The sequence below is a fragment of the Rhizobacter sp. genome (genome assembly GCA_019635355.1).
Classification (GTDB): domain Bacteria; phylum Pseudomonadota; class Gammaproteobacteria; order Burkholderiales; family Burkholderiaceae_C; genus Rhizobacter.
Map to the genome: position 1 here is coordinate 2,510,820 of JAHBZQ010000001.1, position 18,484 is coordinate 2,529,303.

The 18,484-nt window shown below is 68.6% G+C and carries 15 protein-coding genes and 1 other RNA gene; 4 read left to right on the forward strand and 12 right to left on the reverse strand.

The annotated features are described in order from the left end of the window. The 3 genes from KF892_11280 to KF892_11290 are packed head-to-tail and all read right to left on the reverse strand — an operon-like array spanning position 1 to position 3,201. Positions 1-924: an ABC transporter permease gene (locus tag KF892_11280; GenBank protein ID MBX3625588.1), complete on the reverse strand. Its 924-nt coding sequence runs from the start codon at positions 922-924 to the stop codon at positions 1-3. Then, complete coding sequence (locus tag KF892_11285) at positions 921-2,051, reverse strand: ABC transporter permease (GenBank protein MBX3625589.1); 1,131 nt, start codon at positions 2,049-2,051, stop codon at positions 921-923. Before KF892_11285 ends, KF892_11280 begins: the two co-directional genes overlap by 4 nt. A gap of 31 nt (positions 2,052-2,082) precedes the next feature. Then, complete coding sequence (locus tag KF892_11290; GenBank protein MBX3625590.1) at positions 2,083-3,201, reverse strand: BMP family ABC transporter substrate-binding protein; 1,119 nt, start codon at positions 3,199-3,201, stop codon at positions 2,083-2,085. Between the two features lie 557 nt (positions 3,202-3,758). On the opposite strand from KF892_11290, the gene KF892_11295 reads away from it, so the two are divergent. Next, on the forward strand, positions 3,759-4,547 hold the full coding sequence (locus KF892_11295) for a sulfite exporter TauE/SafE family protein (protein ID MBX3625591.1): 789 nt from the start codon (positions 3,759-3,761) through the stop codon (positions 4,545-4,547). Positions 4,548-4,556: 9 nt separating this feature from the next. Here the strand turns inward: KF892_11295 and KF892_11300 are convergent, their stop codons facing one another. From KF892_11300 to KF892_11315, 4 genes are all read right to left on the reverse strand, one after another. Further along, positions 4,557-5,759 carry an ammonium transporter gene (locus tag KF892_11300; GenBank protein ID MBX3625592.1) on the reverse strand — a complete coding sequence of 401 codons (1,203 nt, stop codon included), beginning with the start codon at positions 5,757-5,759 and terminating at the stop codon, positions 4,557-4,559. 184 nt (positions 5,760-5,943) lie between these two features. After that, a complete protein-coding gene (locus tag KF892_11305) occupies positions 5,944-8,277 on the reverse strand; it encodes a diguanylate cyclase (protein ID MBX3625593.1) in 2,334 nt (777 codons plus the stop codon). Positions 8,278-8,309: 32 nt separating this feature from the next. Continuing rightward, positions 8,310-9,314: a carbonic anhydrase family protein gene (locus tag KF892_11310; GenBank protein ID MBX3625594.1), complete on the reverse strand. Its 1,005-nt coding sequence runs from the start codon at positions 9,312-9,314 to the stop codon at positions 8,310-8,312. Between the two features lie 228 nt (positions 9,315-9,542). Further along, positions 9,543-10,748: a multidrug effflux MFS transporter gene (locus tag KF892_11315; GenBank protein MBX3625595.1), complete on the reverse strand. Its 1,206-nt coding sequence runs from the start codon at positions 10,746-10,748 to the stop codon at positions 9,543-9,545. 95 nt (positions 10,749-10,843) lie between these two features. Between KF892_11315 and KF892_11320 the strand changes: the two genes are divergently transcribed. Beyond that, the gene (locus tag KF892_11320; protein ID MBX3625596.1) at positions 10,844-11,566 is read left to right on the forward strand and encodes a hypothetical protein; all 723 of its coding nucleotides are present in this window, start codon (positions 10,844-10,846) and stop codon (positions 11,564-11,566) included. Between the two features lie 55 nt (positions 11,567-11,621). On the opposite strand, the gene KF892_11325 is transcribed toward KF892_11320, so the two are convergent. The 3 genes from KF892_11325 to rnpB all read right to left on the reverse strand — a co-directional run bounded on the left by KF892_11325 (position 11,622) and on the right by rnpB (position 14,460). Then, positions 11,622-13,847: a hypothetical protein gene (locus KF892_11325; GenBank protein MBX3625597.1), complete on the reverse strand. Its 2,226-nt coding sequence runs from the start codon at positions 13,845-13,847 to the stop codon at positions 11,622-11,624. Positions 13,848-13,862: 15 nt separating this feature from the next. Further along, on the reverse strand, positions 13,863-14,015 hold the full coding sequence (locus KF892_11330) for a hypothetical protein (GenBank protein MBX3625598.1): 153 nt from the start codon (positions 14,013-14,015) through the stop codon (positions 13,863-13,865). A 128-nt stretch (positions 14,016-14,143) separates the two neighbouring features. After that, an RNA gene (gene rnpB, locus KF892_11335) (RNase P RNA component class A) lies at positions 14,144-14,460 on the reverse strand. Positions 14,461-14,597: 137 nt separating this feature from the next. On the opposite strand from rnpB, the gene KF892_11340 reads away from it, so the two are divergent. Beyond that, entirely contained in the window at positions 14,598-15,470 is an 873-nt protein-coding gene (locus KF892_11340) for a helix-turn-helix transcriptional regulator (GenBank protein ID MBX3625599.1), read from the forward strand. Here the strand turns inward: KF892_11340 and KF892_11345 are convergent. Then, positions 15,455-16,156: a hypothetical protein gene (locus KF892_11345; protein ID MBX3625600.1), complete on the reverse strand. Its 702-nt coding sequence runs from the start codon at positions 16,154-16,156 to the stop codon at positions 15,455-15,457. The genes KF892_11340 and KF892_11345 overlap by 16 nt on opposite strands. A 282-nt stretch (positions 16,157-16,438) precedes the next feature. Here KF892_11345 and KF892_11350 point away from each other — a divergent pair, with 282 nt between their 5' ends. Further along, positions 16,439-17,311, forward strand: a complete 873-nt coding sequence (locus KF892_11350; protein MBX3625601.1) for a dienelactone hydrolase family protein — start codon at positions 16,439-16,441, stop codon at positions 17,309-17,311. Between the two features lie 108 nt (positions 17,312-17,419). Here KF892_11350 and pyrC read toward each other — a convergent pair whose 3' ends face one another. Beyond that, positions 17,420-18,475: a dihydroorotase gene (pyrC, locus tag KF892_11355; protein ID MBX3625602.1), complete on the reverse strand. Its 1,056-nt coding sequence runs from the start codon at positions 18,473-18,475 to the stop codon at positions 17,420-17,422. Positions 18,476-18,484: the final 9 nt, after the last annotated feature.

Genomic DNA, 18,484 nt, shown 5'->3' on the forward strand with positions numbered 1-18,484 from the left:
TCAGCGTGTCACGCCCAGCTCCATCGGCGCGCCTTTGAGGCTGCGCGTGGGCGAGCAGGTCCAGATCAGGATGGCGAGCGTCAGCACATACGGCACCGCGTTGAAGAGGTAGTAGCCGCTGCTGATGCCCACCGATTGCAGAGCAGGGCCGAGCGCGCCGGCACCGCCGAAGAGCAAGGCCGCGCCGAGGCAACGCCACGGGCTCCAGCGCGCAAAGATGACGAGCGCGACAGCGATCAGGCCTTGGCCGCTGGAGAGGCCTTCGTTCCAGCTGCCGGGGTAGTAGAGCGAGAGCGACGCACCGCCGAGACCGGCGATGAAACCACCCGCGCAGGTGGCCGCGATGCGGATGCCGTTGACCGAATAGCCGAGCGCACGTGCCGCATCGCTCGAATCGCCGGCCATGCGCAGCACGAGCCCGAAGCGGGTGGCCTTGAAGCCCCAGGCCAGCAACGCGGCAAGCGCCACGCCGATGGGGAACAGCATGTTGATCTGCAGGGCCGACTTGATCTGCGGCGAAGCACTCCACCAGCCCAGGTCGAGCGACGGAATCTGCGGCGCCTGCGGCTGGATCAGCGGCTTGCCGAGGTAGAACGCGAGGCCGCTGCCGAGCAGCATCAGCGCGATGCCTGTTGCGATGTCGTTCACGCGTGGCAGCGAGCACACGAGGCCGTGCAACAGCGAGAGCAAGGCGCCGCAGCCGCCGGCCAGCAGCACGCCGACCCACACGTTGCCGCTGAGATACGCGCCACCGAAACCGGCCATCGCGCTGAAAACGAGCACGCCTTCGAGGCCGAGGTTGATGCGGCCCGACTTCTCGGTGATGCACTCGCCCAGGCTCACCAGCAGGAAGGGTGTGCCCACGCGGATGGCACCGCCGAGCACGGCGATGAGGACGTTGAGGAAGATCTCGCTGCTGCTCATGTGGCGGCTTGGGCTTCGACAGGCCTGTCCTGAGCCTTGTCGAAGGGCTCAGCCCGAACGGTGGTGGTGGGCGCGGGCTTCGGCGCACGCGGTGCGAAGAGCTTGCCGCGCAGCGCCTCGCTTGCGAGGATCAGCAGGAAGGCAAAGCCCTGCAGCACCATCACCGAGGCATCGGGCACGTCCATGCGCCGCTGCAGCAGACTGCCGGCCGCGCCGAAGCCGCCGAAGAGCACCGCCACCGGGATCACCGCCCACGGGTTGTGGCGCGCGACGAAGGACACGAGGATGCCGGTGTAGCCGAGGCCGGCGATCAGCGACGCATTGGCGTTGGTGTGCACTGCCGCCACCTCGATGCCGCCCGCAAGGCCCGCGCAGGCCCCGCCGATGGCACACGCGCCCACCATCAGCCGCGCGCCGGGCAGGCCCACGAGCAAGGCTGCACGCGTGTTGCCGCCGACGATGCGCGTGGCGAAGCCCGAGGTGGTGAAGAAGAGCCACAGGCCGAGCAGCACGCAGGCCACGATGCCGAAGACGAGGCCCCAATGGATGTCGGTGCCGAAGAGGCCGCCGATGAGCAGGCCGTCGCCGAGCGTGCGCGTCGAAGGTTTGTTGAGACTCGCCGGGTCGCGCATCGGCCCTTCCACGAAATGCTTGAAGAGCGCTACCGCGGTGTAGGCGAGCAGCAGACTGCTGATGGTCTCGTTGACGCCGCGCCACTGGCGCAGCGCCCCCACGAGCGCGATCCACACCGCCCCCGTCAAGGCCGCGGCCAGCAACAGCATCGCGGTGCCGAGGGCATTCGCGGGGGGCGCGAACAGATAGGGAAGCCCGGCGCAAGCCAGGCCCCCGAGCACCAGCGCCCCTTCCCCGCCGATGACGATGAGCCCCGCCCGCGCCGGGATGGCCACGCACAACGCCGTCAACATCAACGGCGCCGCCCGCTGCAGCGAGTTCTGCCATGAGAACCAGTCGCCAAAGGCGCCCTTGAAGAGCAGCGCCCACGCGTCGACCGGGCTCTTGCCACCCGCCCAGATGAAGGCGCCGAACAACAGCAGCGCGCCACTCATCGCGAGCACCGGAAGTGCGATCGCTTCCAGCGTCTCGCTCGTGCGGGTGGACAAGGTCATGGTGGTTCCCTCCTCCTCGCCTTGTGCTTGATCAGGCCTTGCCCACGACGCCTTCGACGAGGTAGTTCATGCCTTCGAGGGCGACGTCGGTCTGCGCGTAGGCCTTGCCGGCGGGGATCACTTCCTTGCCGGTGTTGTCCTTCAGCGGGCCTTTGAAGATGTCGAACTTGCCGGCGATCATCGAGGCCTTCACCTCGTCGGCCTTCTTCTTCGCCGCGGCGGTGACCATCGCACCGTAGGGCGAGGGTTTCACGAAGCCCTCTTTCAGGCCGCCGCGCACGAAGTTGGGGTGCGGCTTGCCGGAGCGGGCGGCGTCGATGATGGTCTTGTAGGCGGTGATCCAGTTCCACTCGGCGCCGGTGAGGTAGGCATTGGGCGCGAGCTTGGCCTGGCTCGCGTGGTAGCCGCAGACGAACTTGCCGCGCTTGGCGGCGGTCTCGACGATCACCTTCGGCCCGTCGACGTGCATGGTGAACACGTCGATGCCCTGGTCGGCCAGGCTGTTGGTGGCTTCGGCTTCCTTCACCGGCATCGACCAGTCGCCGGTGAAGATCACCGTGGTGGTGATGCTCAGGTCGACCGAGCGCGCGCCCAGCGTGAAAGCGTTGATGTTGCGCAGCACCTGCGGAATGGGCTTGGCCGCGATGAAGCCGAGCTTCTTGCTCTTGGTCATGTGGCCGGCGACCACGCCGTTGAGGTACTGGCCTTCGTCGATGTAGCCAAAGAAGCTGCCAGTGTTCTTGGGGTGCTTGGCCTCGCTCCACAGGCCGCCGCAGTGTGCGAAACGCACCTTGGGGTTCTTGGCCGCCACCGCCAGCATGTGCGGATCGAAGTAGCCGAAGGACGTGGGAAAGAGCAGCGCCGCGCCGTCCTGCGAAATCATGCCCTGCATCGTCTTCTGCACGGCGGTGGTCTCGGGCACGTTCTCTTCTTCCACAGCCTTGATGCCGGGCAGCTTCTTCACTTCGGCCACGGCCTCGGCCTGCGCCTGGTTGTAGCCGTAGTCGTCGCGCGGGCCCACGTAGATGAAGCCGACGGTGATGGGCGCCTGGCCTTGCACCAGCCCGCTCAAACCGCCGAACGCCGCCGTGGCGCCCACCGCCCCCACCCCTTTCAGAACTCCGCGACGGTTGATTTCCGTTCCAGACATTGCTGCGCTCCTGTGCACGTTGCAGTGGTTGAAGAGGCCTTCGCAGGAGCCGTGCCCACAGGCATGCACCGAGACGAGGCCGGTTTTGAACACCTTCTTGTATACATGCAATGGGTGTGCCAGCTTCGTGTTGCTGAAGTCGGAGCGGCGATGAGGGCTTGGGGCTGCGGATTCCTCCATGTCCCCCGCTGCTGACCGCTCCCGCGGTCAGCAGCTCCTCCTTTACTTACGGAATCCGCAGCCCCAAGCCCTCATCGCGAGACGCACTGCTCCCGCCCACCCTCACACCCACCCACGCAAGGCGCGATGTTTCGCGCCGAGGGGATGGGGTGGGTGAATCCCGCAGGTAAAGGAGGAGCCCTGTCCCCACGGGAGTGGGGACAGGGCGGGGGACACGGAGGGATTCACCCACCCCATCCCCTCGGCGCCGCTCCGGACGCAGCCAAGCCATCCCACAGCCATCGCGACCCCAACCCCCTACCTCCCAGGTAATCGCCTTTCCTCCCGCCCGCCCAAAGAATCGAGGGCTTACCCCAGGGAGCTTCACAAAAAACAAGATGGAAACCTTCGTCCTCTTCGCCACCGGCGCCGCGTCGGGGCTCATTGCCGGACTGGTCGGCCTGGCCGGCGGCATCGTCGTCGTGCCGGCCCTCACCTGGCTCTACGGCACCGACGCCTTGCATGACGCGATCGTCATCTCGTGGTTTGCGGTCTTGTTCAACTCGATCGGCGCCGCGTACAAGCAGTACCGCATCCGCAGCCGCGAAGAGCGGCGCGAGATCCTCGTCGGCTCGCGGTACTACATGGTGGGCGCCCTCATCGTGACGCCCCTCGTGGCGGCCACGCTCAGCGGCGCAAGGCACCTCGTCACGCCCTCGCTCGTGGCACTGCTGCAGCTGTGCCTGGCGGCGGTGATGCTGTACCCGATGAAGGAGGGCCAGGAGAAACGCCACTCCGCCAACCTGCTCGACACCTTCTTCGGCGGCCTCATCGGTGGTGTGTCGACGCTGATCGGCGTGGGCGGCGGCACCTACACCATCGCGTACTTCGTCTACGCGGCCAAACGCCCGTTCCGCGACGCGATCGCCACCGCCAACATCAACGGCCTGGTGGTGGGCGTGTTGTCGGTGGCGGGGTTTCTCGCGTCGCTGGCCTATGCCCCGGCGTCGGCCTCACCCACCACCGCGAGCCCGATCTCGACAGCAGGCATGGTGATCCTGATCGCAACCGGGGTCGTCTTCTCGTCGCTCGGCGTGCGCCTGTCGCGGCGGCTGCCCACCGCGGTGCTGAAGAAGATCCTGATCTTCGCCCTCATCGCCTCGGCGATCCGGCTGCTCGTGGCCTGAGGCCGGCGCTCACCAGTTCACTTCGCGCTCGGGCGTGGCCGTGATGCGGTGGATCGACAGGTCGGCGCCGTCGTATTCCTCTTCCTGGCTCAGCCGCAAGCCCATCGCGAGCTTGATGAGGCCGTAGACCACGAAGCCGCCCACCAGCGCCCACACCACGCCCATCAGGGTGCCGATGAGCTGCGCCGAGAAGGTCACGCCGCCACGACCGCCCAGCGCGGTGAGCCCGAAGATGCCGCAGGCGATGCCGCCCCAGGCGCCGCACAGGCCGTGCAGCGGCCACACGCCGAGCACGTCGTCGATCTTCCATTTGTTCTGGGTGAGGGTGAACATCACCACGAAGATCGCGCCCGCGATGCCGCCGGTGACGAGCGCGCCCAGCGGGTGCATCACGTCGGACCCCGCGCACACCGCCACCAGCCCGGCGAGCGGGCCGTTGTAGGCGAAGCCCGGGTCGTTCTTGCCCACGAGCACAGCCACCAGCGTGCCGCCCACCATCGCCATCAGCGAGTTGACGGCCACGAGCCCGGAGATCTTGTCGATCGTCTGCGCGCTCATCACGTTGAAGCCGAACCAGCCCACCGCCAGCACCCAGGCGCCAAGCGCGAGGAAGGGGATGCTCGACGGCGGGTGTGCCGAGATGCCGCCGTCTTTCTTGTAGCGGTTCGCGCGCGCGCCCAGCAGCAGCACCGCCGGCAGCGCGAGCCAGCCGCCCACCGCGTGCACCACCACCGAGCCGGCGAAGTCGTGCAGCTCGGCGCCGGCCACGCTCTTCAGCCAGGCCTGGATGCCGAAGTTGCCGTTCCACACCACGCCCTCGAAGAGCGGGTAGACGAGGCCCACGATCACCGCCGTGGCGATGAGCTGCGGGTAGAAGCGCGCCCGCTCGGCGATGCCGCCCGAGATGATGGCCGGGATGGCCGCCGCGAACGTGAGCAGGAAGAAGAACTTCACGAGGTCGTAGCCGTTCTTCTGCGCGAGCGTCTCGGCGCCGCTCCAGAACTGCACGCCGTAGGCCACGAGGTAGCCCACGAAGAAGTAGGCGATGGTCGAGACGCTGAAGTCGACCAGGATCTTCACCAGCGCATTGACCTGGTTCTTCTTGCGCACGGTGCCCAGCTCCAGGAAGGCGAAGCCGGCATGCATGGCGAGCACCATGATGGCGCCCAGGAGGATGAAGAGCGCATCCGCGCCCTGCTTGAGTTGCTCCATGTGATCGTTCCGAGTTTGAGAAGCGCCGCACCTCCAACCGCACCAAGCCGGCGCGGTTCCCTCGAAAGGTGCGATCAAGCACCATCGGCAAGCAATTTGTGTGCCTTTTTGGGGCGGGCGAAAGCGCCATTTCGGCACGGCCTTGGGGCGTTTCCGCCGCCGCGTGCACCTGGCTTGTGCGGCCTCAGGCCGTGGCCACGCAGAAGGTGTTGCGTTCGGCCTTGGCCTGGTAGAGCGCCTTGTCGGCCGCCGAGAGCAGCTGCTCCGGCAGCGCCGCCCCCTCGGCATGGAAGGCGATGCCGATGCTTGTGCTCACGCGCAGCTCGTGCCCGGCCACGTGGAAGGGCTGGTCGATGGCCGCGAGGATCTTGCGCGCCACGGCTTTCGGCTCGGCCTCGGTGTGCAGGTCTTCGAGGATGACCACGAACTCGTCGCCTGCCAGGCGCGCCACCGTGTCGGTCTCGCGCACGCAAGCCGAGAGCCGCGCGGCAAACACCGTCAGCACCTCGTCGCCGGCCGCGTGGCCGTGTGTGTCGTTGATGCTCTTGAAGCGGTCGACGTCGAGGAAGAGCAGCGCGATCGGCTGGCGGTGGCGGCGGCTGCGCGCCAGGGCCTCGGCCAGCGTCTCGTTGAAGCGCAGACGGTTGGGCAAGCCGGTCAGCGTGTCGGTGCGCGCCATCAGGCGCAGTTGCTCCTCGGCCGCCTTCATCGCCGAGATGTCGATCGACAGCACGTAGAAGCCCTCCACCTCGCCTTCGGCCGACACGTCGGGCAGGTAGATGGAGTGCAGGTGCCGCATCACGCCGAGGCGGTTCAAGGTGGTGTCGAAGTCGCAGCGCTCGCCGGCCAGCACGCGGTCGAGCACCGCCTTGCGCTGGATGTAGATGTCTTCACCGAGCGCCTCTCGCATGGTCTGGCCGATCACGGCCTGGGGGTCGAGGCCCAGCCAGCGGCCGTAGGTGGCGTTGCAGAACTGGAAGCGCTGGTCGCGGTCGACGTAGCTGATGAGGGCCGGCGTGTTGTCGGCAATCGTGCGCAGGCGCCGCTCGGCGGCCTTGAGCGCCGTCTGGTTGTACGACAGCACGTAGAAGCCTTGCACCTGCCCGTCGGGCGCGATGTCGGGCACGAAGTGGCTCTCGAAATCGACCTTGCGGCCGTCGATCTCGACATGCCCGTTGAAGCTCGCGCGCCGGCCCGCCAGGGCCTGCTCGATGTGCGGGTGGTGTTCGTCGTAGCGGGCCCCGAGCGCGCTGCGCAGCGTGACCTCGTGCAAACGGTCGGGTGTCAGGTGGTGCGTGCGCAGGGCACTCGCATTGGCGAACTGGCAATGCTCGTCGGTGCCGAAGTAGGCGATGAGCGCGGGCACGTTGTCGGCAATGTCGCGCAGGCGTTGCTCGCTCGCAGCGAGTGCGGCGGTGCGCTCGGCCACGCGCTCCTGCAGCGAGTCGTTGGCCTGTTGCAGCTTCGCGGCGTCATCGGCCTGGCGCTCGGCATAGGCGCGCAGCGCGTGGCCCAACACCTCGGCTTCGCGGTAGAGCGGGCTGCGCGAGGGCTGCAGCGGCCGGCCGGCTTCCAGCGCGGCGGTGAGCTCCATCAGCGGCACCGAGAAGCGGCGGGCCAGCCACCAGACGAGCGGTGCCAGCAGCAGGCACAGGCCGAGCGTGGCCCACGCGATGCGCCGCTCGAGCTCGTGGAAGCTCGCCAGCGCCACCGCTTCTGGCTGGCGCAGCAGCACCTTCCAGCCGAGGCCGGGGTAGCGGCCTGCGCCGCGGGTCTTGGATTCGGCGAGCAGGTGCCCGGCCGGCGCATCGAGCTTCCGGCCCTGCAGCGCGGCCGGGCCGAGCAGCACGGTGCCATCGGCCGCGAGCACGAGTGCTTCGGCCTGGTGGCGCTCGACTGCCTGGTCGACCAGCTCACGCTTGATCTGCCCGGCCCAGGCCCAGCTGAGGTGGGTGCCCAGCACACCGGTGAGTTCGCCCTTCGCGTTGACAACGGGCACGGCGATGTCGACGAAGCGCCAGGGCTCGGCCTGTTTGGGCAGGAGCTTTTCGAGCAGCACCGCGGCGTGCACGTCGCCCACGAAGCTTGCCTGCGTGGCGCCGCGGAACCACGGGCGGGCGGAGACGTCGGCCCCTTCGAGCAGGCCGTCGGCCGCGGCCAGCACCCGGCCCTGCGCATCGGCGAGGCCGATCCAGGTGAACTGCGGAAAACTCGCGCGCACATCTTCGAGCACGCGCCGCACCTGCACGGGGTCGCGCTGGCGGGCCACCTGGTCGAGCCGCGAGATCACATGCACTTCTTCGTAGTGCTGCGCCATGCCGCGGTCGAGCGCATCGCGCAGGGCATCCGCGTTGATCTGCAGGTAGCGGTGGGCCTGCTCGCGCGCCTCGTCACGCGTGAAGCGGTCGATGATCACCGCGCAGGTGAGCACGGCCGCCACGAGCGCCGCCATGACGCACACGAAGAGCCAGCCCGCCAGTGCCGGGCGAGACGAGGCGAGCGGTCGGCCAGCACCCATCGAGGAAGTCTCCGGGTGCGCCGGTGCGAGGCTCAGTTCGAGCCTTTGATCATGCGCCCGGCCGAGGCCTGCACCGGGCGGGCGTTCATCGGGTAGAGGCGCGAGAAGATGTCGATCTGCTGGGGCGCGATGGACACCGGGTTCTTCATCACCATCCACAGCACGCCTTCGCTGCAGGGCGGCGTGGTGAGCGAGCCCATGTAGGTGAAGTAGCCGCGGTCGGCGGGCAGCAGCTCGTTCAGGTCGAGGGTCGAACGGGCGGCGAGCTCCTCGCCCTTCTCCAGCGGCAGGTTGTTCCACACCTGCTGCACCACCGGCTGCGCGCTGCCGCGGTCGAGCAGCACGGCCACGACGGCGAGCTTGCCTTCGAGGTCCTTGTGCACCAGGTGCACCACCATGTCGAACTGGCGGCCGTTGATGCGCTCTTCCGAGGGGCGGTGGAAGTGGAACTGCGCCAGCTCGTAGCGCCGGCCCATCACCTCGATGCTGTTGCCCGCCGACACGTTGACCTGCACGGTGTGGCCGTTGTCGATGACGCGGAAGTTGCTCGCCTTGTAGTCGAACTGCACCGGGTCGAGCTGCACCGAGATCTGGTCGCGGATGTCGATCGGGCTTTGGCGCTTGCCGCTGCTGCACAGCGAGTATTCCGACTTCATCGCGCCCCAATGCTCGGGGCCGCCCTCACCGTGGTACGACCAGTGCTCGGCCTTCTTCTTGGGTGGCGCCGCCGGTTTGGCGCCGGCGGTGGCCGCACGGCGCGGCTCGCTCCAGTGGATGCCGGGCTCGGGCGCACCGCCGGGCGACACCGCCGTGGCGGTGGCGGCGGCCGGGGTGGCCGGCGCGGGCGATCGGGCCACCACGCGCAGCACGCCCGGCTCGGGCTTCTCGCTGGCGCGCTCGGCGGCCTCTCGCGCGCCGAGCTTGCGGGCGAGGCGCTCGCGCAGTGCGTCGATGGTGTCGTTGTCTTCCTCGGCGGTCGGCTTGGCCAGCGGCTTCTTCGCCGGCTTGCCGTCGGCGTCGGGCGCGCTGTCGCGCATCAGCGCGGGGCGGCCGGGCGAGGTGCGGATGACCGGGTCGGCGGCCAGGGCGGGCAGCGCCCAGGCCAGCAAGCCCAGGGCAGACAAGGCGGCTGCAAGGGTGCGAGGCGGGGTGTGCATGACGGTGTTTTCTCCAGCGCATGGCCCTGACACAGGGCGTCTGCACCGGATATCGGCCTGCGGCCTCGCCGCTTGAGCGTCGCGGGGCGCGCAGGTGCGCGCTGTGCATCAGGTCACACGCGGTTTGACCCAGATCCACGCCACGATGCCGATGCTCATCAGCAGGAGCGAGGCCACGGCCAGGCCGACCGTGGAATGCATCACGAGTGGCGCGATCACGCCGGCCACGAAGCCGTTGGCCACGCTGCCCACGCAGGCCTGGAAGCTCGAGGCCATGCCACGCCGCTCGGGCACGAGGTCGAGCACGAGGAGCGTGACCACCGGCACCATCAGCGCCCAGCCGAAGGCGAACACCGCGATCGGGAACAAGGCCCACGACACATGCGGCGTGAAGGCGAGGTTCAACCCGAGGTTGAGCAGCGACACCGCCAGCATGATCACGAAGCCGTGGCGGATCTGGTGCTGCGGCTTCACCCGCCCGGCGAGCCGCCCCGAGACGAAGGCGCCGCCCATGATCCCGGCGATGGTGAGCAGGAAGAACCAGAAGAACTGCTCGGGCCGCAGCGCCAGGTGCTCGCCGAGGAACACGGGCGCCGACAGCACGTAGAGGAACATGCCGTTGAACGGGATGCCGCTCGCCAGCGCCAGCGCGAAGAAGCGCGGGTTGGCACCGAGCGACCAGTAGCCGCGCATCAGGTTGCGCAGGTTGAAGGGCTGCTTCTGCTCGGCGTGCAGCGTCTCGGGCAGGAGCTTGTAGTTGGCGATCCACAGCGCCACGCCGATCGCGGTGAGGAACCAGAAGATCGCGTGCCAGTTGAGGTGCACGAAAAGAAAGCCGCCCACCATCGGCGCGATGGCCGGGGCGATGCCGAAGTAGATCGTCACCTGCGACATCACGCGCTGCGCGTCGGCGGGCGGGAACATGTCGCGGATCACCGCACGCGAGACCACGATGCCCGCGCCGGCCGACATGCCCTGCACCGCGCGCCAGAAGACGAGCGTGCCGATGTGGTTGGCGAGCGCGCAGCCGGCCGAGGCGATGGTGAAGACGGCGATGCCCCACAGCACCACCGGGCGGCGGCCGAGGCTGTCGGACAGCGCGCCGTGGAAGAGGTTCATCAGCGCGAAGCCGAAGAGGTACGCCGAGAGCGTCTGCTGCATCTCGACCGGCGTGGCGCCCACCGACTGCGCGATGCCGGTGAAGGCGGGCAGGTAGGTGTCGATGGAGAACGGCCCGAGCATCCCCAGGCAGGCGAGCAAGAACGCAAGGGCCCAGCGCGGTGCGCGCCAGAGGGTGTGGGCGTCGGGGTTCATGGAAGCGAGCGAGTGTAGCGACGGGTGTTTGCCCCGTTTTTCCGCGGACTAAGCGGCGCCCGGCGCTGCTGCAATGAGGCACCGTGAATGCTCAAATGCCCACCCGCCCGCCCAAGCGCGCCGTACTGGCGAGCGCGCTGGTGCTGTCGCTCGTGGCGCATGCCGTGCTCGTGGGTTTCGTGCTGAAGGCCTCGAAAGACAGCCGGCCCGCCGCCTCGCTGGGCCGTCAGAAAGGCGCCCTGCAGGTGACGCTGCGGCGCGATGCCGCCGCCCCCTCGAAGGGGGCCACGTCGCCGTCCGGGCGCAGCAGCACGCCCCCCGCACCGCGCAAGCAGCGCGCCCGGCCCGAGCGGCCTGCCGCGCCACCCAAGGCCGCCCCGGCGCCCGCCACCGCGGCCACGCCCGTCGAAGCGCCCGGTGCGCGCTTCGCAAGCCTCTTCGCCCCCATCGTGCACGCGCCGATGGGCTCGGGCCGCTGGGCCTCGGCACGCACCAGCGCCCCGGCGCCCGTGCCACCCGAGCAGCAGCAGGCCCAGGCGGTGGCGGCGCTGCGCGGTGCGCTTGCCGCCCGCTTCGCCTCGCTCGCCGAACAGCTGCGCATCGCGCAGGCGCAGATCGCCTGCGACCTCGTGATCGACATCGAGCGCCGCATCGGCCAGATCGAGTGCGAAGACGATCAGCAGCGCTCGCTCGCCTGGGGCCACTTCCAGGGCACGCTGGCCGCCGGCCTGGTGTCGGAAGCGGCGCAGCGCCTGTGCCTGCGCCTGTCGGGCCAGCAGGTGCAAGACGCCACCTGCGCCTCGGCCGCCACCCCCTGAAACGAAAAGAGGCGGCCGAAGCCGCCTCTGCCTTGTCAGCTCAACCCTCGCGGGTTCACTGCACGATGCCGTCGATCACCTTCGGCTTCGAGCTGGCCGGGGTGGGCTCGGCGCCAATGGTCGTCATCGGGTTCACGTCATACGCCGACGCATCGGGCAGCGTGAGCGCCGAGGCGGCGGTGAGCGACGGTGCGCTCGCGCACGAGGTGCGGTGCAGGCGCAGCTCGCGCTGGAGGTACTTCACGTGGAAGTTGTTCGAGCCGTCCGACACGGTGGAGCCGTCGAGGATGTCGAACGAGGGCACGAAGCGCGTGTTCTGCGCGCAGGCCACCGGCTGGTTGGTGTCGGGGTCGACACAGCTTCCGGGAATGCCCTGCAGCTGGCCGAAGCCGTTGTACTGCAGCTGCACGGCGTTGCCGTCGAACTTGCTCACGTCGGGCGCGCTGATGTTGGCCGGGCTCGCGGTGGCGGTGAAGCCGAGCGCCTTGGGCGGGTCGATGGTCACGCCCTGTGCGCCGAAGTAGCGGTTCCACTGGTTGGGGCCGGTCTCCCACTGGTAGATCACCGAGGCCTGGTCGACCAGGTGCGGGCAGTAGTAGGCGCCGGCCGAGTTGGCCTGGCCATTCATGTCGCAGCGGATGGCGGGCAGGTCGCTGTCGGTCACCATCGAGCCGCTGGTGAGGCCCCACTGGTTCATGCCCATGCTGTCCTTGCTGGCGCCGGACGCATCGGCGTTGCCGCCGCCGTCCGAGAGCATGCCGGCCTGCCAGGTGTAGGCGTAGCGCGTGGCGGTCGGGCCCCAGGAGTTGCTGTCCTGGAAGGGCGATGCCGCGAGGTTGCCGCCGCTCACGAGGTTGGTGCCGGTCTTGGGGCACATGCCGATGCAGTTGAGCGCCACGTCAGGCGCGCTCGGCTCCACGACTTCGCGGGTGCGATAGGTCACCACGTCGTTGCCCGAGAAGGCGCCACTCTGCGGCACGAGCACCGAGCCGTTGCCACCGCCCGAGGGGAAGAAGATCGGCATGGCACGCACATGGTTGGCGGCGAGCACGGTCGCGTCGAGCGACACCGGCGTGCCGAAGGCGCTGTTCGAGCAGGGGTTGCCCGGCGAGCACTGCTGGTAGCCGATGGCCTTGAGCGCAGCGCCATCCCACTGCAGCTCGTAGTTGGTGTTGGCCGGGCCGCTGCCGATGGCGTTGGGCGACCAGTACATCATCGAGACGTTCTTGAACGCGCCGAGCGTGGACGTGTGCTTGGTCAGCTTCCACAGCTTGCCGCCACGGCGCACGACGGTGAGCGGCACGTCGACGCTGTTTACCTGGCGCGTGAGCGTGCCCGAGGTGCCCACGGTGGCGAGCGCCGAATCGGGCAGCCACAGGCCCCAGAAGCTCCAGAAGCCATAGTACGTGTTGGCACCCGACACGTACTTCACCGGGAAGCCGGGGTTGGTGACGTCGAGGCGCGAGCCGTCCTGGTTGTAGACGCCGTAGCTCCAGGTGGAGGTGTCGGCGAGCGTGCGGTCGCGGGCGAAACATTCGTCGCTGCTGGCGCCGTCGTTGCGGTGGAAGTAGTTGCCGTCGAAGGCGAAGGTGTAGGCGTAGGGGTTGCCGCCTTCGGTGCCCTGCACGCGGCCCATGCCGCTGTCGGTATTGGGGTTCGATTGCAGCTTGAGGTTGGTCTCCGAGGGGCCACCGCCACCGCCCGACTCGGCCTGGTAGAAGCTCAGGCCGGTGCCGTCAGATTTCAGCGTGCCGCGGAACATGCAGGTCGACAGGCCTTCGGGCGTGCCGCAGAAGTACATGCTGAAGAGGCCGTTGGGGTTGCTGTCCGACTTGCCTTCCGTCGCCACGATGTAGACGTAGATCGTGGTCTTCTCGGGGCCGCTGCCGTGGTCTTCTTCCTCGTGCAGCCAGATCTTGACGGTGAGCGGGTCGGCGGTGGTCGCCTGCTCGGAGACCACGGTGGCCGACATGTAGTTGGTCGCGTTCGACGCCCCGGCGTTGGTGCTGCCCGACTTGCTGCTGTCGCCACGGCCGGCGCACTTGCCTTCGTCGACGAGCGCGACATACGCGCCCTGGTTCACCAGCGCGTCGGGCCGCAGGCTGCTCATGATGCACATGATCATGTTGACCGTGCTGATGCGGTCTCCCACACGGTCTTGCACCCAGGTGTTCTGCGGGTCGGTGACGTAGGCGCCCGAGGTGGGAGGCGCGGCCAGGGTCGGTGCGACGAGGGCACCGGCAAGCGCCAGGGCGGCGCCGAGTCGAGAGATGAGGTTCATGCCGTGACCCTCGCCTTACTTCGCGCTCACCACCTGCACCGACGACGGCAGGGTGATGGTCGACTGGGTGACGGGCGTCTGCGTGGTCGGGGCCGACGAGCCGCCGCTGCCACCGGAACAGGCCGCGAGGCCGAGCATCAACACGAGAGCGCAAAGACGATGGAACATGGGCAAGCCTCCGAAGAAGGAACGAAGCGACAACGGTTCTTCGGAAGGCCCAGGCCTGGCTTGAGCGGCCAGCCGTGACGCATCGCACGCCCGGCCCGAGGTGCACCCGCGTGCACTGCGCATGAAAAGTGTGAAGCGAGCCGATAGGCCGGATTCTGTGCACGCAGTTTCCTGCGCGTGACCGCCATTCCTCTGGGCCATGCATCGCTGCATGGCTCGATGCCACCTACCCGCCAGCTCCGCGGAGCCACATCAACGCTGGCCTATTTGGTGTTGCTGCGCGTAGAGATTGCCCGTTTCACCCGAACTGAATCGGCTCGTCTCTGTTGCTCTGATCCTCACCTCACGGTGGACAGCCGTTAGCTGCTACGCCGCCCTGTGCAGTCCGGACCTTCCTCCAGTGCCTCGTTTCCGAGATCGCACCAGCGGCGGTCTGGCCCGCTTCACGGGCGGCATTATCCGTGCCCCGGGATTTCACTGCGCCGATGTGGCAACTCGCTACAAGACGCCCCCCGGGGCAGCACCCTATGGTCGGCGGCCGACGTACTGGGGAAGGAGCGTCGGCAACCCGAAAGGCATCTCATGGGCGCTTCCACACCACACCACTGCGACACCGACCCCCTCCCTGCCTCCGACGACGGCTTGCTCGACAACTCCTACGTGCTGGGCCATCACGGCTTCATCTACACGAGTGCGAGCTTCAGCACCACCATGACGCAGCGCCACCCGGCGGTGCTGCTGCTGAGCGTGGACGGCCGCCCGTTCAAGACCGCACTGCCCGACGGGCGGGTGCTGTCGTCTGCCGCGCTGATGGTGCCGCCGCGCGTGGAGCGCAGCCTCGATGCCACCGGCGTGCCCATCATCAGCCTCAACATCATGCCGGCGCATGCGTCGTACCACGTGTTCCGCGCCATGCAGCACGGCGGCGTGCGCGAGCTCGACCGGCACCTCTTCAACAGGCTCAACGACGAGCTCGACGCACTGCTGCAGGGGCGCGCCACGATCGTCGAGGCCGAGCTGACCTTCTCGCGCGCCGTGGCCGAAGTGCTGCGGGTGCTGCCACCGGCCCCGGCCCCCGACCCGCGCGCGCTGCCGCTCATCCGCATGCTCGACGCCCACCCCGAGCTGAGCCTCGATGCACTCGCGCGCAAGCTCGGCTACTCGCACCAGGTGATGTCGCGGCTCTTCTCGTCGGCGGTGGGCATGTCGATGCGCGACTATCAGAACTGGCTCAAGCAGCGCCGCGTCTACGACGTGCTCTACACCCGCCGCTCGATCACGCAGGTGGCCTACCTCGCGGGCTTTGCCGATTCACCGCAGTTCACGCGCACCTTCCAGCGCTGGTACGGGCAGACGCCCTCGACCGCGCGCGACCCGAAGCATGTGCGGGTGTTCATCCACGGCGGCAGCAACCAGCCGCCGGCCGACCCCGGCGCGCCTCAAGACGCCGGCTGAGACGGCTCGGGGATCAGCGAGCGCTGCTCGGGCGGCAGCTTGGCGCGCAGCTCGTCGAGCCGCTGCTTCTTCTGCTCGAGCGTGAGCGACGGGTCCTGGTCGACGAACATCGCCTCCATCGACACCCGCGCATGCATGTCGGCCGGGCCGAAGAGCGCCTGCGCGGTGGCGGCGTCGAAATGGCGCTGCTTGATCGCCTCCATCTGGTCGAAGAAGGCGTTCATCTCCTGCAGGTTGCGCGGCACGCCGAGCGGCTCCATCTGCCGGCGCACGTCGGCGGTGTAGTCGCGGTAGGAGCCGAAGAGCTTGAGCGCACGCTCGGCGTCTTCGCGCGGCAGGCCCTCGCGCAGGGTGCGCTCCAGGCGCTGCAGGTCGTCGGCCGAGGGCTGCTCGGGCATGGAGTTGAGCACCGCCTCGATCACCGCGCGGGTGTCGCGGTCGATCACCAGGCCGCCGGCAAAGCCGAGTTCGAAGAGGCGCGCGGCGTCGAGGTTGGCGCCCGAGGCGTCGGCCACCATCACCGACGACGAGGCGGCGGCTGCGGACACGCCGGTGGGCTCGTTGGCCGGGCCGCGCAGAGCGCCGCCGGCATGGGGGGCCGTGGTGGCCAGAGGGGCAACGTCAAGCGGCTCGGGCGTCCACACGCGATAGCCCACAGCCACCGCCACGAAAGCGACTGCCAACACCAGAAATACGGGAAGGGGCTTGAAGCGCGGCATGGGGCTTGGCTGCACGGTCATCCAAAACAGGCCAGCAGCATAACCACCCGACAGGCCCGGTCAAAGCCCGGGATTCCCCGCCGGACATGGCCTTCCCAGGGCACCACGCCCCGACGCGCGCGTACCACAAAAGTGGCGCTGGCGATTGATGGTTCTGGTAGCTCGCATGTTCGGATGAAAAAAGACAGTCGTGCACCCAAGATGCGACAGCCCCCAAGGCTCGTGACACCTACACCAACAGGAGACAACATGAACTTTCCCCGCGCTTCCCGCCTGATGCAGGCCGCCGTTCTCGGCGGGCTGATGGCCGTGTCGGCCGCCGCCACCGCCCAGACCAACCCCTACGCCCGCGGCCCGAACCCGACGGCCGCCTCACTCGAAGCCAGCGCCGGCCCGTTCACCGTGCGCTCGTTCACCGTGAGCCGCCCGAGCGGCTACGGCGCCGGCACCGTGTACTACCCCACCAACGCCGGCGGCACCGTGGGCGCCATCGCCATCGTGCCGGGCTACACCGCGCGCCAGTCGAGCATCAACTGGTGGGGCCCGCGCCTGGCCTCGCACGGCTTCGTGGTCATCACCATCGACACCAACTCCACGCTCGACCAGCCGTCCAGCCGCTCGTCGCAGCAGATGGCCGCGCTGCGCCAGGTGGCCTCGCTCAACGGCACCAGCAGCAGCCCGATCTACGGCAAGGTCGACACCGCCCGCATGGGCGTGATGGGCTGGTCGATGGGCGGTGGCGGCTCGCTGATCTCGGCGGCCAACAACCCGTCGCTGAAAGCCGCGGCACCGCAGGCCCCGTGGAACAGCTCGACCAACTTCTCGTCGGTCACCGTGCCCACGCTGATCTTCGCCTGCGAGAACGACAGCATCGCCCCGGTCAACTCGCACGCCCTGCCGTTCTACAACAGCATGTCGCGCAACGCGAAGCAGTTCCTCGAGATCAACGGTGGCTCGCACTCCTGCGCCAACAGCGGCAACAGCAACCAAGCGCTGATCGGCAAGAAGGGCGTGGCCTGGATGAAGCGCTTCATGGACAACGACACGCGCTACTCCACCTTCGCCTGCCAGAACCCGAACAGCACCCGCGTGTCGGACTTCCGCACCGCGAACTGCAGCTGAGTCTCACCGTTTCCAATCAGGCGTGATGCCTTTGGTGGCCGCGGCTCGCAAGAGCCGCGGTCTTTTTGCCATTCAGCCGGGGCACTCCGGGTGGCCCCTCCGCGGCGGTCAGGCGAGCTTCCAGGCGAGGCTCTCCCCGCCGCGCAGGGGCTTGAGCTCGGCGTCGCCGAAGGGCAGCGCTTCGGGCAGCGTCCAGCTCTCCTTCTTCAGCGTGACGGTGCCGCGGTTGCGCGGCAGGCCATAGAAGGCCGGGCCGTGGAAGCTGGCGAAGGCTTCGAGCTTGTCGAGCGCACCCACCGACTCGAAGGCCTCGGCGTACAGCTCGAGCGCCGAGAGCGCGGTGTAGCAGCCTGCGCAGCCGGTCGCGTGCTCCTTCAGGTGCGCCGGGTGCGGCGCGCTGTCGGTGCCGAGGAAGAAACGGTCGCTGCCCGAGGTGGCGGCGGCCACCAGCGCGCGGCGGTGCTCCTCGCGCTTCAACACCGGGAGACAGTAGTAGTGCGGACGCACGCCCCCCAGGAAGATCGCATTGCGGTTGTAGAGCAGGTGATGCGCGGTGATCGTGGCCGCGGTGTACGGGCCGGCTTCGGGCACGTATTGCGCCGCCTCGCGCGTGGTGATGTGCTCGAACACGATCTTGAGTTCGGGGAAGTCGCGGCGCAGCGGGATGAGCTGCGTGTCGATGAAGGCCTTCTCGCGGTCGAAGAGGTCGATGTCGGGGCTGGTCACCTCGCCGTGCACGAGCAGCTTCAAGCCTTCGCGCTGCATCGCTTCGAGCGTGGCGTAGGTCTTGCGGAGGTCGGTCACGCCTGCGTCGCTGTTGGTGGTGGCTCCGGCCGGGTAGAGCTTCAAGGCGACGACGCCGGCCTCTTTCGCGCGGCGGATCTCGTCGGGCGGCAGGTTGTCGGTGAGGTAGAGCGTCATCAGGGGCTCGAAGCTGAGCCCCTGCTCCTTCAGCGATGCGGGCACGGCAGCGAGGATGCGCTCGCGGTAGGCCACCGCCTGCGCCGCGGTGGTCACCGGCGGCTTGAGGTTGGGCATGATGATCGCGCGGCCGAACTGACGCGCGGTGTCGGGCACCACGGCATGGAGCGCCGCGCCGTCGCGAACGTGCAGGTGCCAGTCGTCGGGGCGGGTGAAGGTGAGAGTGGTCGGGGTGGAAGTCATGCGCCCGAT